At 46.2% G+C, this 16,327-nt stretch carries 15 protein-coding genes; 8 read left to right on the top strand and 7 right to left on the bottom strand.

The genetic code is table 11. The features are described 5' to 3' along the window. Window positions 1–120 precede the first annotated feature (120 nt). Complete coding sequence (locus tag MKX75_RS21330; protein WP_339166714.1) at window positions 121–903, bottom strand: SDR family NAD(P)-dependent oxidoreductase; 783 nt, start codon at window positions 901–903, stop codon at window positions 121–123. A 148-nt stretch (window positions 904–1,051) separates the two neighbouring features. On the opposite strand from MKX75_RS21330, the gene MKX75_RS21325 reads away from it, so the two are divergent. From MKX75_RS21325 to MKX75_RS21315, 3 genes are all read left to right on the top strand, one after another. Beyond that, entirely contained in the window at window positions 1,052–1,945 is an 894-nt protein-coding gene (locus MKX75_RS21325; protein WP_339166712.1) for a LysR family transcriptional regulator, read from the top strand. A gap of 124 nt (window positions 1,946–2,069) precedes the next feature. Then, window positions 2,070–3,029 (top strand): AraC family transcriptional regulator, encoded by a 960-nt coding sequence (locus MKX75_RS21320; RefSeq protein ID WP_339166711.1) that lies wholly within the window; start codon window positions 2,070–2,072, stop codon window positions 3,027–3,029. A 314-nt stretch (window positions 3,030–3,343) separates the two neighbouring features. Further along, window positions 3,344–4,537, top strand: coding sequence for an MFS transporter (locus MKX75_RS21315; protein WP_339166710.1), 1,194 nt, complete (start codon window positions 3,344–3,346; stop codon window positions 4,535–4,537). Between the two features lie 70 nt (window positions 4,538–4,607). On the opposite strand, the gene MKX75_RS21310 is transcribed toward MKX75_RS21315, so the two are convergent. Together MKX75_RS21310 and MKX75_RS21305 are read right to left on the bottom strand one after the other, a co-directional pair. Beyond that, the gene (locus tag MKX75_RS21310; RefSeq protein WP_339166709.1) at window positions 4,608–5,168 is read right to left on the bottom strand and encodes a DUF1697 domain-containing protein; all 561 of its coding nucleotides are present in this window, start codon (window positions 5,166–5,168) and stop codon (window positions 4,608–4,610) included. 34 nt (window positions 5,169–5,202) lie between these two features. After that, window positions 5,203–5,853: a hypothetical protein gene (locus MKX75_RS21305; RefSeq protein ID WP_076332891.1), complete on the bottom strand. Its 651-nt coding sequence runs from the start codon at window positions 5,851–5,853 to the stop codon at window positions 5,203–5,205. A 328-nt stretch (window positions 5,854–6,181) separates the two neighbouring features. Between MKX75_RS21305 and MKX75_RS21300 the strand changes: the two genes are divergently transcribed. Further along, window positions 6,182–7,816, top strand: coding sequence for a DUF1593 domain-containing protein (locus MKX75_RS21300; RefSeq protein WP_076332892.1), 1,635 nt, complete (start codon window positions 6,182–6,184; stop codon window positions 7,814–7,816). Window positions 7,817–7,901: 85 nt separating this feature from the next. Here MKX75_RS21300 and MKX75_RS21295 read toward each other — a convergent pair whose 3' ends face one another. Then, window positions 7,902–8,465, bottom strand: coding sequence for a TetR/AcrR family transcriptional regulator (locus tag MKX75_RS21295; protein ID WP_339166708.1), 564 nt, complete (start codon window positions 8,463–8,465; stop codon window positions 7,902–7,904). Beyond that, the gene (locus MKX75_RS21290) at window positions 8,458–9,609 is read right to left on the bottom strand and encodes an MFS transporter (RefSeq protein ID WP_339166706.1); all 1,152 of its coding nucleotides are present in this window, start codon (window positions 9,607–9,609) and stop codon (window positions 8,458–8,460) included. The genes MKX75_RS21295 and MKX75_RS21290 overlap by 8 nt, the downstream gene beginning before the upstream one ends. Window positions 9,610–9,892: 283 nt before the next feature. Here MKX75_RS21290 and MKX75_RS21285 point away from each other — a divergent pair, with 283 nt between their 5' ends. Together MKX75_RS21285 and MKX75_RS21280 are read left to right on the top strand one after the other, a co-directional pair. Then, window positions 9,893–10,699, top strand: coding sequence for an alpha/beta hydrolase (locus MKX75_RS21285; protein WP_339166705.1), 807 nt, complete (start codon window positions 9,893–9,895; stop codon window positions 10,697–10,699). Window positions 10,700–10,723: 24 nt separating this feature from the next. Next, window positions 10,724–11,707, top strand: a complete 984-nt coding sequence (locus MKX75_RS21280; RefSeq protein ID WP_076332896.1) for a sensor domain-containing diguanylate cyclase — start codon at window positions 10,724–10,726, stop codon at window positions 11,705–11,707. A 183-nt stretch (window positions 11,708–11,890) separates the two neighbouring features. On the opposite strand, the gene MKX75_RS21275 is transcribed toward MKX75_RS21280, so the two are convergent. Next, window positions 11,891–13,357: a DUF5123 domain-containing protein gene (locus tag MKX75_RS21275; protein WP_339166704.1), complete on the bottom strand. Its 1,467-nt coding sequence runs from the start codon at window positions 13,355–13,357 to the stop codon at window positions 11,891–11,893. A gap of 123 nt (window positions 13,358–13,480) precedes the next feature. Between MKX75_RS21275 and MKX75_RS21270 the strand changes: the two genes are divergently transcribed. Next, on the top strand, window positions 13,481–14,137 hold the full coding sequence (locus MKX75_RS21270) for a DUF2625 family protein (RefSeq protein WP_339166703.1): 657 nt from the start codon (window positions 13,481–13,483) through the stop codon (window positions 14,135–14,137). Between the two features lie 141 nt (window positions 14,138–14,278). Here MKX75_RS21270 and MKX75_RS21265 read toward each other — a convergent pair whose 3' ends face one another. After that, the gene (locus MKX75_RS21265) at window positions 14,279–15,619 is read right to left on the bottom strand and encodes an MFS transporter (protein ID WP_339166701.1); all 1,341 of its coding nucleotides are present in this window, start codon (window positions 15,617–15,619) and stop codon (window positions 14,279–14,281) included. Window positions 15,620–15,887: 268 nt separating this feature from the next. On the opposite strand from MKX75_RS21265, the gene MKX75_RS21260 reads away from it, so the two are divergent. After that, window positions 15,888–16,271 carry a VOC family protein gene (locus tag MKX75_RS21260; protein ID WP_062835659.1) on the top strand — a complete coding sequence of 128 codons (384 nt, stop codon included), beginning with the start codon at window positions 15,888–15,890 and terminating at the stop codon, window positions 16,269–16,271. The last annotated feature ends 56 nt before the right edge of the window (window positions 16,272–16,327 follow it).

The following is a 16,327-nucleotide window of genomic DNA, read 5'->3' as shown; positions in this document are numbered from 1 at the left end:
AATGATGTCTTCCAGATATGAATGCAAACAAAAAGCCTATCGGCAGAATGATTTCTGTCCAATAGGCTTTCTTTACGTTAGTGTGGGGCAGAGCCCAGGAGATTTATACCTTTTGATAGGTTAGAACCAGCGGCTCAAGTCAGGATAACCGGTAGTCGCCCAAGCACCATCCACGATCAGACTGGAACCCGATACATAACCCGCATCCTCACTCGCGAGGAACAAGGCAGGTCCTGTCATTTCTTCCGGCTGTGCAGCCCGTTTCATAGGAATGCGCTCCATATAAGCTTCTTTAATATCTGCATTGGAGAGCAGTTCCGCAGTTAGCGGTGTATCGATCAGGCCAGGAAGGATAGCATTCACGCGAATACCGTTGCGAGCCATTTCAAGCGCTCCGTTCTTGGTGAGCATTTCGACGCCAGCTTTGGCAGAAGCATAGGCTGATCCGGCATACATAGGTACCTGGGAGTTGAGAGAAGCTACGTTCACAATGGCTCCGCCACCATGTTTGGCCATCTCAATCGCTTCGTGTTTCATGCTCAGGAAGACTCCCTTCATACATAGGTCCACGGTAAAATCCCAGTCCTTCTCGGAGAGTTCAGTGATTACGCCTGCTCGGGATGCACCAGCCACATTAAAGGCCAGATCCAGCTTTCCGAATCGTTTAACTGCGGCTTGAACCATGTCCTCCACATCTGTTTCGACGGTCACATTGGCTTTAACCCCGACAAAACGTTCCCCAAGTTCGCCTTGGATCGCTTCCAAACGTTCAGTATTCAAATCAGCGGCAAGTACAGAAGCCCCTTCTTGGACAAGTCGTCTTGCAATGGCATAACCGATACCGGATGCTCCGCCCGTAACAATGGCTACTTTACCCGCAAAACGGTTCTCAAACGTATTCATATCTAGCACTCCTTTGTCTAGTGAGATAACATGATTTCGCTTACATTTACCTTCAGTTCAAAGTATACTTAATTTTATGATTCATGTATATTTAACAAAAGTGTAGTTAACTTAAATAAAATTAATGATAGAAGGATAGAGGTTATCTATGAATTTGGAACAAATGCAATATGCACTTGAAGTGGAAAAAACAAAATCAATTACGCTGGCTGCTTCGGCCCTGTCAGTAACGCAATCCACCATCAGTCAGGCCATAACGCGATTGGAGAATGAGCTTGGCATGCTCTTGTTCAGTCGTTCCCGTAATGGTGCGTTTATGCTGGAGCAGGCCAAGCCGATTTTGGATAAAATGAAATCCATCGTGGACATGGTACAAACGATCAAAGAGGATGCCCAATATATTGGGGAGTCCATCCGTGGAGAACTGCGATTGTCAGCCATACCCGGTGGTGTACCCGGTATTATACCTACGATCGCGAGTATGAAGAAGCGGTATCCTGATCTAAAATTTGAACTTTCCGAGAGTGCTGCACGCAATATTATCAAAGATGTCCGTAACAAACAGGTGGATCTCGGTCTGATTGCCCTTTACCAAGATGATATGGAGCAGCACCTGGCAGGACTACACTTTGTACCGATTGATGAAGGCGTCATGCGCGCGTGCGTGAATCTTACGAACCGGTTGGCAGATCAAAAGTCAATCTCCTTGCACGAGTTGAAGAATGAGACGCTTGTGTTATTTAATGACGAGCTGGTGGATGATTTCATAGGGGAACTTTCACAAAGGGTAGGCGAGGTGGATGTACTATTTCGAACCAACAATTCTGAAGTAGTCAATGCCGCGCTTGCTCAATTAAATGCTGTAACGATTGGGCATGAATACTCCTTCACACATGACAGAAGTGTATTGCATTATGACTTTACCACCCTTGAGATTGAGGGCATACAACGTGTTATTTCAATTGGCTGGGTCATGCGGGAGAGCAAATCCTCGAACCTTATTATTCAACGTTTTCTGGATCGGTTTCAGTCTAAAGGGTAACGATCTTGTCATGGGTCTGGTCGAACGGGAGAAAATACGCTAGAATTAATTGAGAATCATTATCAATTAATTCAGGCTTTCTTAACTGACGAGTCTGATCAAGTTATAGACGAGGTGAATACCGATGCGCACGGATGATGCATTAGGCGTAGTATATCAGCATTACCTGACCCAGGAACCTTATAGTCAGCAGGATGAACATACGTATCTGCTCTCTCCCAAGGCGGGCAGTGGCAATATCAAAAGAGTAACGACTTACAGTGGCATTGAGATTTTATATTCCCTAGTTGAATATCATCAGCCGTATCCAACATATTTTGCATCCGAGACGCCTATTGTGGAGCTGCAATTTGCCTTGTCGGGTCAACGGCATGTTGATATTTCCGGCATGGATTATTCGTTATCCATTGGGCAGGGGGCCCTCATTTTCATGTATGATTTTGAAGCATGGTTTCATCCTCCAGCCGGGGAGCCGTATACTTCTTTTTCGCTAGGGATTCCGGTCTCTCTGTTCAATTATGCAGCGGCCCAATTGGGCAGTTTCAAGCCGATTGCGTTTAATCAGGTATTGGGGCGCAAGGTGTTCAAGCCGATTGTCTTTCAACTGGATAACCGGATACGAACGATGATCGACAGTTTGATTGTGGAGTTAAACAACAGTTATCGATCATCTTTAATGATGGAAGCGACAGCCTTGGAAATCTTGAATCGATTTATGATCCAACTGTTTGATCTGGCGCCAATCCCATCGGGATTCTCCAGAGAGGACATCCGGAAGTTACATACGGCACGGGAGATTATGGAGGCTTGCATGGTAGATCCTCCGTCCTTGCTAGCATTGTCCAGACAAGTGGGACTTAACGATTTTAAATTAAAAAAAGGATTCAAGGCACTTTTCGGAAGTACGGTCTTCGAATATTTGCGTCAGGTTCGTCTCGACAGCGCCATGAAGTTGCTGCGCAATCAGGATAACAACGTCACCGAGGCCGCCATTGCGGTCGGTTACAGCAATGTCAGTGCCTTTTCGCAGCAATTTTATCGTAAATTCGGCGTGAGGCCTTCTGAGATGAAAAAGATTTATTAAATAAGATGAATTGAAAGATTACACGAGAACGAAGAGTGCAGAACCAGTCTGGAGAAGCGGAGCGTTCGCCTTTATCAACGGATTTTTCCCATCATATAAGGATTCACAGAAATCCGGTGATAACAGCGATCGGAAGATGGTACTGTAATCGTAGTGGTCTGGTGTAATGTTTTATGGGTTGATCTTTTTTAAAATAAGATTAATAAATCCGCCTTGCGGTGAATTGTTCCGTATAGAGGCAGTAAGCATTCTCTCAGCCTTGTATACTCCAGGTACAGTGGTTACTGTACTGAAATATAGAGGAGTGTATAAGCATGAACCGAATCAGAGGAAGTATTTTTTTTAGCGTATTTGCAGCGATGTTGGGTCTGATGCTGATTGCACCCATTATGCCGCCGCTTATTCGCGAGTTGGGCATGAAAGAAAGTCATTCCGGTCTTATTATTTCGCTTGGTTCCATTATGATGGCGGTTATGGCTCCGGTATGGGGCAGATTCAGTGATCTGAAGGGTAGAAAACCCATCATATTGATTGGGTTCATAGGGATGTCTGTTAGCTTTGCATTATTTGCCCTGGCATTGTATGGGGGATTGAATGCATGGATTGGAGGAGGCGTGTTGCTTACCCTTCTGATTGTGACGCGCAGTCTGATCGGCATGTTTATACCAGCCGTACTCTCTTCTGCTCAAGCCTATATGGGTGATGTGACAGAAGGGGAGGAGCGGGGAAGCGGGATGGCGATTATCAGCGCTGCCAATGGACTCGGCCTTGTATTTGGACCCGCCATTGCAGGAGCATTTACGATCATCGGTCTGCTGTGGCCACTTTATTTTGGCATTTTTATAGCGATTGCTGCGTTTATTATCGCTTTGTTGTTAATTCCAGCAGCCAAACCCGTCATTCAGGCAAAGCCGCCTAAAGTCAACCCATTCCAACGCGGTCTACGAATGTACCTTGCTGCCGGCTTGGTTACGATGATTGGCATCATGACATTGCAGGTTGTCGGGGGATTTTATTTTCAGGATCAACTGGCTCTATCTCCAGCGGCGACGGCCCGAATGGTTTCGTTTGGACTCATGTTTTCCGGAGCAGCCATGTTGATCATGCAAGTCATTCAGATGAAGTGGTTGAAATGGCAGCCGCGTCCGATGATTTTGCTAGGGTCCCTTTTCCTGATCGCAAGCATGATCCTGTTTCTTGTATTCACCCAGTTGCCCATGTACTATTTCTCATTCTTCCTGTTCGGTATGGGTTCGGGTCTGATGATGCCGGGGTTCATGGCAGGTGCTTCGCTCGCGGTTAGCAAAGAACAGCAGGGAGGAGCAGCGGGATTGGTAGCAGCGATTCAGGGGATATCCGCCGTCATTACTCCAATACTTACAACGACACTCTATCAGGTGGACAAACATATTCCATTTACGCTCGTGGCTGTTCTGGTTGTTTTCATGGCAATCATGATGCTGGGAATGAGAAAGAACCAGCCCCAATCGGTAGCCGGATCTCATTAGTTAGCTGCGTGATTTAAGCTACAATGCACCATAGAGACAAGCTGCTGCGAAGCCGGATACGGCGACCTGTTTAACGCGTAGCAGCGGCTGCCTGCATTAGTGCATAGATTTTACGTGTGGTATTCACATTTCTAACCGTCATATAGGCATAGACTTTGGACCCCACAAGCCTGTTCATGCCACTTTTTGACGCATCTTCTCTGCTGACCGAATATAAAATGGCTCCGGGTACATAGATCAGCGTGCCTATTTCCGGTTTGATGGGCAGCTTGTCCAGCACGGAGGGCTCATTGATCTCATCCCAGAGGAACATCACATCACTTTTGGCGGTGTCATCATTAGCCCATTCTTCTGGCAGCGCCTGAATAACGCTATGGATTTCATCCATATTCCGCACCATCACCCTGATCTGTAAGCCAAAATCGGCGGCGATGGCCTGTTCTAACACATGGGATATCTCCGCATTCGCATTGGCACGTTCCTGATGATCGGCAAAGATAATATTGCCAGAGTTGATGTAGGTCACGACATCCAGCATGCCTGCTTGTTCAAACGTTTCTTTCAGCTGCTTCATATTAACTTTATTGTTCCCACCTACATTAATACCTCGCAACAAAGCTACATAGTTCATATCGATGTCCCTCCAATTCCTTTAAGACAATGATTTAACAAAATGACAGATACTCGAAAAGATGTGAAGTATGCTCTTCTCCCAACAGATCATTCATTAGCGGTTCCACATGCTCCAGATACTCGGGCTTGGTTTCATAGGTTTCTTCATCTTTCACTTCCCCGGCATAGCTCCGTGCCGCTTCGATCAGGATAGCGAGTGCACTGAAAAAATCAGACAGCGAATCAGCGACACGATTGGCTTCTCCACCTGTAAAAGCGGCATATACGGGAGAGTTCGGTGCTTCCACATCTACAATGATCGGATCATCGTTCACATTTGCGATGACGATGTGATTTTTTGGCCAAGTGGAGGATTCTTCATAGGGTTCATTCATGCCAATCCAGCGGTAACCTCGTTGCTGACGGTGCAGATGTTCAGGTGCAACAAAGGCGATCAGCGCTGCATCACCGATCTCGACGGCGGCATTTTTCATTTTGAGTGTACCTTCCGCATCCGCATCCATCATTTCATAATGACTGTACAGATACTGAAGTTCTGGAGAAAGAGGTATTCGTGTGTCCACTTCCGGTGGGTGATGTTGTTCGCGAGGACGCAGATCATGATTTTGGAAAAGTCCATAAGCTTCATTATATAAATCCTGCTGTTCCACAAAACGGCTCAAGGCCGCATCCAGTTGTTGCATGATGTCTGATTCCTCCTGGAGAATTGGTTTAGTCCTACGCCGATCCATTTGATTCTTGGCTATATGCATTATACTATATCAAAGATAAATTCGAAAAAAACGTTTGAATACGTTTACATTCATTTGTGAACATGATATAATTTCATTCAAATAAGGATTGTTACTGCTTCGGGCAGGCAAAACCTGAACACACTATGCGTGGACTTTGTGCCATTCATATTGTTGTTCGGGTTTTTTTGCATTCTACGGTCCATATTAAGGATAGAAAAACAGAGTACGTACTTATCCCGACACCAACATCACGCTGTACACAAGAAAGGGGAGCATTATGAACAAGAGAAAATGGTTAAACGGTTTTGCCGCAGGTTGTCTCAGTATCATTCTGGTGATTAGTGGATGCGCAACCAAAGCACCGCAAACCGCGAGTGACACACCGAATCAGGCAACAGAGCAGACGGAAAATGAAACCCAGGAACCTGCAAACAACCAAGCTGCCAAAGGCAGAACGGTGATTACAACCGACGGTGAAGTGGATGATATGAACTCGGTCATTCGTTTCCTCCTGTATTCGAATGAGATGGATCTCGCCGGCATTGTACTGACCAGCTCCGTGTATCATTATGCTGGAGACGAGGAAGCGGGGATCAAACCGTTCCGCTGGACAGGCACACAGTGGGTGTACGACATGATCGATGCCTATGGCGAGATCTATCCGAACTTGTCCAAACATGCGGAGGGTTATCCGGAGCCGGAACAGCTTCGAGCGATGACCAAGATCGGGAATATTTCCGATAAAGGGGAGATGGAGAAGGAAACCGAAGGTTCCGAATTCCTCGAAACTCTTTTCCTCGACAATGATTCCCGAGATCTGATTGTTCAGACATGGGGTGGTACCAATACCACAGCCCGAGCGCTGAAATCGATTGAGGAACAGTACAAAGACACGGCTGAGTGGGATACGATTCGCAAAAAAGTCAGCGACAAACTGGTCCTGTATATCATTCTCGATCAGGATGACAGCTACAACGAATACATTGCGAAGAATTGGCCGGATATCCGTATTCTCAATGACCAATCGAACTTCTGGCATTTTGCCTATGCATGGAAGATGCATGCCGAAGAAGTGAACAGTAAGCTTCATGGCGACTGGATGGTCAAGAACATTCTGGACGGACATGGCAAGCTGATGGATATGTATGCGTCAATGGGTGACGGCAAAATGATCGAAGGCGAACTGGCCGAAGAACAGCGCGGAAGTGCTGAATATCTTAAGAACAATCCGCAATATGACAAGTACGATTTTATATCTGAGGGAGATTCTCCATCCTTCTTCTATCTGATCGATAATGGGCTGCGCAGTATGGAAGACCCTTCCTACGGCGGTTGGGGTGGACGCTTTGGCGTCGTGAACGACAAGCTGTTTAGAAACAATGTGCTTGATTACGATCCCTACACCAAACGCTATGAAGCCGAATACTCTCTGATGAGATGGTTTGACGATGTGCAGGATGATTTTGCAGCACGTGCAGACTGGGCAGTTGCAGACACTTACGAAGGTGCCAACCATAATCCGTCATTAACGATTAAGGAAGGGCTGGATCTGAGTGTTAGTCCTGGGGAGGAAGTTACTCTTCACGCGGAGGGCACTGACCCGGATGGAGATCAACTGACGTATACGTGGTGGAGATATTTCGAAGCGGACACATATGAGGATTCCAAAGTAGAACAGAACAAAGTTCAGCCAGAAATGGCGGGTGATCTGCAACTTGGATTGCATCGTGACCTTGCCAAGGATGAGCAGGTGGATACGATAAAATTGCAGGGCAGTGACACCGAAGCGGTGACATTCACCATTCCTGACGATGCCAAATCAGGCGATACCATTCATATCGTTGCCGAAGTACAAGATGATGGAGAGCATCAGTTGAAGCATTATCAACGTGTGATCCTAACCGTGAAATAAAGAAATAGAGGGGCTGTCCCAAAAGTCATCAACATGACTGGCGGGACGCCCCTCTTATTTTTGTAGTCTGATCGTAATCGATTCGTTAGCGCTGGATGCCTGACCAGAAGACATTCCAGGTGATCGCCAAAGCTTGTTCATAGGATTGTCGTGTCTCATACACGAGCTGTACATCCAATCCATCCATCACGGTGACAAAGGCTACGGTGGCTTCTTCCGGACTCAGGCGTATATCAGGATGTCTGGTAAATACGGCTGCCAGCTCTTCCTTCAGTGTCCCGAGGTACGTTCGATATTGGGCCAGCACAAAATCATGCACCTCAAGCGGTGTGATAAAGGAAAGGATATACATAAAAGCAACGTTCGGGTGAGTCAGGAAGCGATTTTTGTGTTCATGCAAAAAAGCATATAGCTGCTGATCCAGAGTTTGGGTAACAGACTCGCTGAAGAATTGGCGTACAAACTGCTGTTCCTCCTGCACGACTTCCTCATATAACTCCAGCAATAACGCTTTTTTGGATGAATAATGATAAGCCAGAGATTGCTTGCGAATGCCTGCCTCTTCGGCAATCTGCGCCATCTTGGTCCCCTCGTAACCCAGACGATTAAAATGTTGAATGGCAATTTCTTTGATTCGTTTTTTACTCAATGTCTACCTCCAGTTGGCGAGCTGTATACCTCTGCTGTTTTTGGGAGTATACCAAATATAACAAGATATATACCACAAAAATGCCTATAGAGATAGCATACACCACCGTATAGGAAAATGCAGAAGCTACCACACCCAAGATCAACGAGCCACCACCAATCCCGAGGTCAAAAAAATTAAAGAAGGAAGCCATCGCATTTTCATGCTCGTGTTCTTCTACAAGATTCACACACCAGGTCTGAATAGCCGGGAATATAGCACCAAAGCCAAAGCCGTATAACGCACCAGCGATCAGGAATTGCAGCTCATTCTGGGCGATTGTCAGAACCAGTAGTCCTGCAATTGCAAACACCGCTGAAGGTAATAACACGGAGCCTGGTCCCAATCGATCAAACATTTTTCCGGAAAAGAGTCGGACGGCGAAGCTGGCGATAGCGACGATAAAGAAAAACCAGGCGACATTGTTGAATCCTCTCTCGGCAGCGAATAAAGCCACAAAGGACATGATCGACCCGGCTGCAATGCCAACGAGCATAATGAGCAACGAAGGGAACAGTACTTTCTTTTCGATCAACTTGACGGTCGCAGCAGGAAGTTCAGAGCTTACGCTACCAGATAACGGTCTAGGCTTTCTGGAAACAAACACGGCCATCAGGAGAGCCAACAGCAAAATGCACATACCTCCCATAAACAAACTCTGATAGTCGTACTTAAACAACAGGCTTGTTCCGATCAGTGGACCGATGGATATGGCGACGGTTTCCCCTACCCCGAAATAACCCATGCCTTCTCCTCGGCGATCTCTGGGTATATTTTCCGTAGCCATCGTTGCAAAAAATGTCGTCGCTAAACCAAATCCAAATCCATGGATTACCCGGAACACGAGAATCATCCAGATACCTGACGATAGGTAGTATGCGCCAGTCATTACTGCACAGATGGTTATACCGATAATCAACAGATATTTTTTATCTATTCGAGCTGCTAATACAGATGTGAAGGGACGAATCAAGATGGCAGAAAACATAAATATGCCGGTAACAAGCCCAATCTGGGAAGCTTCTCCACCCAAACTAGAGACGAATAGGGGCAGGGTGGGAAGCAGCATTTCAAAGGCCATAAACAATATTGCGTTGGCTAACATGATAAATATGAATGATCTTCCCCATAGATGCTGAGGTGAATGGCTGTGTGTTGAAGTACTCATGATTTTCCTCCGTAATATTGATCTCTGTCGCGCGACATGTTGAATCGATTTTACCTGACGATAGTCAGAATGTAAAGCGCGTATTCAGAGCATTGATTAACGAATTTTTTTGTGGGTGAAAGAAGTGATTAAACATTTTTAATCCATATCCCAACATTTTCCGATATAATAATCAGATAGATTGACTCAAGTGAGTACTACCTCAGAGAGGTGATATGAAATGACGATAGATGTGCTTGTAAGAAATAATGTTAAAGTGCTTGGTTCAGGTAGCCAAACGATTGTATTTGCACATGGTTTTGGATGCGATCAGGATATGTGGCGTTACATTGTTCCAAGTTTTACGGAGAACTACCGTGTAATTTTGTTTGATTATGTTGGATCTGGTGAATCTCAAATTAACTATTACGATGCTGGCAAATATAGCAACCTCCAAGGATACGCCCAAGATGTGCTGGAAATTATGGAAGTACTTGAACTACAGGACACCATATTTGTCGGGCATTCCGTCAGCAGCATGATTGGCATGCTGGCATCGATTCAGAACCCCAAATATTTCAAACAAATCGTCATGTTGGGGCCGTCCCCACGTTACGTGAATGATCTTCCGAATTATTATGGAGGTTTTGATCGGAATGATATCGATGAATTGCTTGAGATGATGCAGATGAATTTTATTGGGTGGGCGAGTTATCTGGCACCCATTGTGATGAACTATCCGGAACGGAAAGATCTGACGGAAGAGTTGGAGAAAAGCTTCTGCTCCAGAGATCCGCATATTGCGAGACAATTTGCCGAAGTGACGTTTTTATCTGACTGCCGTATTGATCTGAATCAGGCAACAGTGCCAACGCTGATTCTTCAGTGTTCCGAAGACAGCATTGCTCCGGTTGAAGTAGGGGATTACTTGCACGCTCATCTCAAGAACAGCAGGTTGCAACAGATGACGGCCAAGGGACATTATCCGCATCTAAGTCAACCGGAAGAAACGATCCGCATGATTAAGGATTATTTGACGAGCGCATAAAACTCGGTAGAAAGGCGTTATTCCATGGATATACAATTAGATCTGGCTCCCTGTGGATATTTCTCTATCTCGGATTCGGGCATCGTACAATCGATTAATCAAACTTTGCTTACGATGCTTGGATATGAGCGCGATGAGCTTGTGGGGCAACACATTGAGTCCACCATGTCGGTGAGCAATAAGGTGTTTTTCCATACGTATTTCTATCCCTACATCCAGTTATATGGACATGTGGACGAGATGTACTTCACGTTTCGTACTCGTGATCAGCAGCCTGTTCCCGTGCTGCTTAACGGTGTTCGACAGACCCGTAACGGGGAAAGCGTGGTCGATTGTGTTGTTGTAGTCATGCGTAAGCGAATCGAACATGAGAAGGATATTTTGCATACCAAAACGAAGCTGCAGGAGCTGTATCAGGCGACCCAAGAAGCAAACAAGGAGCTTGAACGATTACACGAGGAATATAAGATCAAAGAGCAGGCCCTTATCAAAGTGAATGATCAGTTGGAAACGCTGGCCTCCACAGACTTGCTGACAGGACTGAAGAACCGCAGATTTTTCCAGGAAAAAATGGTTGAAAGCTTGCTGTTGTTCCAGGAGAAACAACGTTATTTCTCTCTTCTGGTAGTGGATATTGATCATTTTAAAAGCATTAATGATACCTACGGACATCCGATCGGAGATCTGGTGCTCGGAAATTTGGCGGGACTGCTACAATCGGTCTCGCGTAGTACGGATGTGGTGGCGCGTTACGGTGGAGAGGAATTTGTTATCATTCTTCCAGATTGTGAAGAGGAGCAGGCGATCGGTATCGCAGAACGATATCGTTCACAGGTTGCTTCAGCCGACTGGGGTGAATATAACATTACTGTGAGTATCGGGGCGGCCACTGTGGTCGAGGAAGATACGGAAAAGTCCTTGTTCCAAAAAGCGGACAACGCCCTGTACGCCTCCAAAACTGGAGGACGAAACCGGGTGACACATGCAGCACAGATGGTAAGAAGTTAAGGGTTGGATGGCATCAAAAGAAAACGACAAGGAGCCTGTGCATGATTAGGGAGATGATCCCACATAGCACAGGCTCCTTTTATTTGCGTGAAACAGAATGAACCAGGGCGTGTCTGAAGATTCCGAAAGTGCACTTCAGCGAGTTTGAGCCCCCTAATCAAACATGGGTTCCTCAGGGTTATTTTACCGTGGGGCAAGGTAACCATACGCCTTCGCCGGAGAATTCGCCTGGAGACGGAAATCTTCGTTGGACTCATCCGTAAATGCCGGGTTCACATATAGAGAGTGTGCATCGTTGCCAGATCCCTTAATGTAGGCGGCGATGCCGGAGTAGGCTTTATTTTTCCAAACCCACAGGGCATCTTGCTGCTCTCCTGGTGAGTAATAGACATTATGGTCAAACACATTGTCGGTATTGCTAGTATATTCATTGTATATCAGTACTTCCGAGCTGCCCGATACGAGAATGTTACGCATGAACGTATTGTTCTTCGTCCGTGATTGCATGAATAACTGTCCATTGCCTGCATTCAGCGTATCATTCCCAACAAGCGTATTGTACATAATTTTGCTATCCTCGGTAGCTCCCCGTTCTTCGTCATATCCACCCATGGCAATGCCAGTCAGTCGGTTGGAATAAATCAGGTTATCCCGCACGGTAATGTTGCTTGTCGAACGTCCAGCATGCTCTGAGGCAATCTCAATTCCGATATCGCTCCGATACACCCGGTTTTGGTCAATGATATGATCTTTCCCGCCATCTACATAGATGCCGCCCGCCGAGTTGGTATCATTGGGCAGGTCTGTACCGTAGGATGGGTTGTTATTGGATGTAATATCGTATACTTCGTTGCCTCGTACAACACCGTTCCGAGCCTGATCGTACGTATCGTCCTCGGACGTACCTTCGTACCCGATCAGATCAATACCAATGTTGTCGGAATCATGGATGATATTGTTCTGTATGGCAAACGTATCAACATTACCGTTGACTGCAAGTGATTCACTTGAACCAAGTGTCAGATCATACAATTCATTATCCTTGATGATGATATCGCGTAATGCTTGAGGGTGCTCTGTGCCATAAATGGCAATACCGTGGGCATCCCTGCCCCGCAAATCGGGACCTTCAGGAGATGCGTAACTAGCGATCGCGTGTATGGTGTTGCCTAATAGCTGAATGTGCTCACCTGCTCCGTGGACATAGATCCCGCTTGGGACTTGGCCCCCTAGTGTGGTTGTGAAGTTACGAATTTCGAGATTCTGAATCGTAATATAACTGGCATTTTCAATTTCAATCAACCCTTCAATCCCCCGAACGGATAGATCTTTACCATCAAGGAGAACCTTCTCCTGAGGATAACTGGAAAATAGGGTCGGATTACTGGAGGAATGACCGCTCCTGGTGATTTTGACTTTCTGATGATAGACCCCTTCACGCAAATAGATCGTGCTTCCTGGTGAAGCATGGTCGGCAGCGTGCTGCAATGTTTTCCATGGAGATTGAATGGTTCCTTTATTCGAGTCGTTTCCTTGAGGGGATATGTAATGGATGACCTGAGGATCAGACTTTTGAACAGAAACTGGTGCCTTCATGGACTGGCTATGATCCTGACAACCGGATACGAACAGCATCAGAATTGGAATCATAAGTAAAACTAAGCGAGTCAAATCGTTTCCCCCTTGTATTTAGCTTTGAAGCTAGATTATAGCAGATTTGAACGGGTTAATAACCCATGATATGCTCTTATAAAATCAGCGAGGAGACTGCTCATGAATACATTAACGATAGCTGAATTAGTAGATCGTGAGAATCACGCATGGGAAGAACTCAAGGAACTCTTGGATAGCGGTGAAAATACATATGAGTATGTACCAGCACAGCAGGAGGCTGGAGGGGATACGCTCTATCGTCTGCAAATAAGCACCAAATCCTATTTGGGGGCTGTTGCTTATGAGACAGAAGCCATTGTACTGGACCATGGCTGGATCACGCTGCTTGGTGCGGGTGGTGACAGTACATCGGGAAGTCTAACCAGTTGGAATGGTGTGAGTGAGCAACCTTGGGTAGACGTACTGGAAGGCATGATGGTCGTCGCATACGATGCGGCAGGCGGTTTCTTCGGAATGGATACAGGCAAGTATGGCCGCACGGGACACATTTATTATTTTGCCCCGGATACACTCGAATGGGAATCGACAGAACTGGCATATTCAGGTTTCATCAACTGGCTGGCGAATGGCGACCTGGAGCAGTTCTACCAGACGTTTCGTTGGAAAGGCTGGCAAGAGGATATGTCTCAACTCCAGACAGGACAAGTGTTTGCGTATTACCCACCTCTTTGGACGCAGGAAGGTGACGGCGAGATCAGCAGTAAGGCTCCAATTAGCATCATGGAGGCCTGGAAGTTCGCACTGGACGGGAAATAGTTGGCATGCTGCTGAAGGATGGAATAAGGAAAGTAACCGGTAAGTTCATTGAGTAATCCACTTTTTTAAAAAACGGTACTTTTGTTCCAAACTAAAAAAGGCTCGCGCTTGGCGCGGGCCTTTTTGTTTTGAACTTAATGATTAACTGTCCAATGTGACAGGTTTAATGCCTGAGCGTGAAGCTCTGCTGTGCCAGACGGTCAATCCGAGTGAAACAACGCAGACGAGCAACAGACATGCATACACCACATGGTAAGCTTTCTCTACCGAGACCCCCGGAATGCTGTGGAGCAACAGCCCACACACGGCTACAGACACCGAACCACCGAAGAATTGAATCAGTTGTAACATGCCCATACCGGAACCGATCTGCGATTTGGGCAGCACACGTGACGCTTCATTATTCAATGATGCCATGGAGGCTGAGAGTGCCGGCGAGAAAAAGAGATAACCACTGGTAATGATCAAGGCAGACTGATCAAGTCCGAGCATGAATAAGGCAAGGACAGCTGCCAGCAGAATGTGTCCGATGATCATAAATCGCATATTGCCATAACGGTCGATCCAGCGTCCGACGAAACGGGTGCAAAATGCTGCAACAATAGCTCCAGGAGCAATCAGCAAACCAATGGCGAGCGAAGAGCGCCCATATAGATCAGCGAGCACAAGTGGCATCAAAAACAGATTGCCCAGATTCACGACCAGCACACAGAATCCGATCAGGATTAACCGGGTGTATCCTGGCGTTCGGAACACTTGTGGATTCACAAACGGAAGATTCGCTTTCCGAATATACAAGAGGTGTGCAATAAGCGAGATAACGCCGATGGCAAACCAGAACCAGGATTGTTGGGTGATTGCGACAAGAAGTGTAGTGGCGTTAATAACGGTTAATATGGCGCCAATAACATCAAACGGCTGATCTGTTTTGACCGTTTCCCGTGGGAGGAAATAGAGCAATACGGGCAGGGCGAGCAGGACAAGCACCGTTATGGCAAAAAGTCCGTTCCAGCCCCAGTACTCGCTAATGAGTCCGCCGACAATGGGGCCCAGACCAAAAGCCATGGCGCTGCCTGATGAGATGAGTGCGATGGCAGCTCCGCGTCGTTCCACCGGGATGTAACGACTTGCAATGACGAGACCCAGACCCGCCATCACCCCTGCACCCGCAGATTGCAGAATGCGTGTCAGCAACAGAATCGCGAAGCTATGCGCGAACAACCCGAGCAACGAAGATAATCCCAGGATCAGGAGTCCAACCGTTAGCAGTTTGCGTACCGGGATACGGTCTGACAAACGGCTGTAGATCACCGTCGACAAGGCGTAACCAATGGAATAACTTGAGATGACCCAAGACCCCAGGTCCGAGGTAATCTGTAGATCTTGAATAATGACTGGCAAAGAAACATTGAACATGGTGGTGTTCATCACAACGATGAACAGGCAACATGTCCAGAGTGGCATGACAATTTTATCTTTCACGGTACCATTCCTGTCTTGGGTATGAATATGAATTCGGATTGAGCCTAGATGAAAATGTGATGAAAAGCAATATATCATTTTACACTCCATTTCGTCATATGGCAATAATGTCATACTGATTCGTTCGGAAGTGATGAGCATAGAAAGATATTAGTAATAAACAATAGACGAATTTCCTGTATTTAACTAAAATGATTATTGAACATACATAACAGCATTAGAAACAGCAACACATAATAGCATACTGAAAATGAAGGGGGTTATACCGATGACTCATGCATTATTAATGTCCCACAGCGTATTTCCGACGCTGGATATGAAGAGAACCGCACAGTTTTATGAAGAGAAGATGGGCTTTCGGGTGGTCGAATATCTTGATACCGCGGAACCTCATATTTGCCTGTATCGTGATCTTACCGAGATTATTTTAACCCAAAGCAATGGACAGAAGGTCATTCCCAACAGAGAATTATATGGCTATGGATATGATGCATATTTTATTACGAAGAACCAGGAAGAGCTTCAGCAACAATTGATCAACGCCGATGTGAAAATCGTACGTGACCTCAATCATACAGACTATAATAACAAGGAGTTTGTAATCGAGGATGTTGATGGACGATGGATTGCTTTTGGCATCAAACAGGGATAATTATACAAAGAAACAGGCGCTCCGATCACGGGCGCCTGTTTGTGCATGGTGTATCT

Source organism: Paenibacillus sp. FSL R5-0341 (genome assembly GCF_037975235.1).
Lineage (GTDB): Bacteria > Bacillota > Bacilli > Paenibacillales > Paenibacillaceae > Paenibacillus > Paenibacillus amylolyticus_A.
This window is presented reverse-complemented; position numbering and strand designations above follow the sequence as displayed.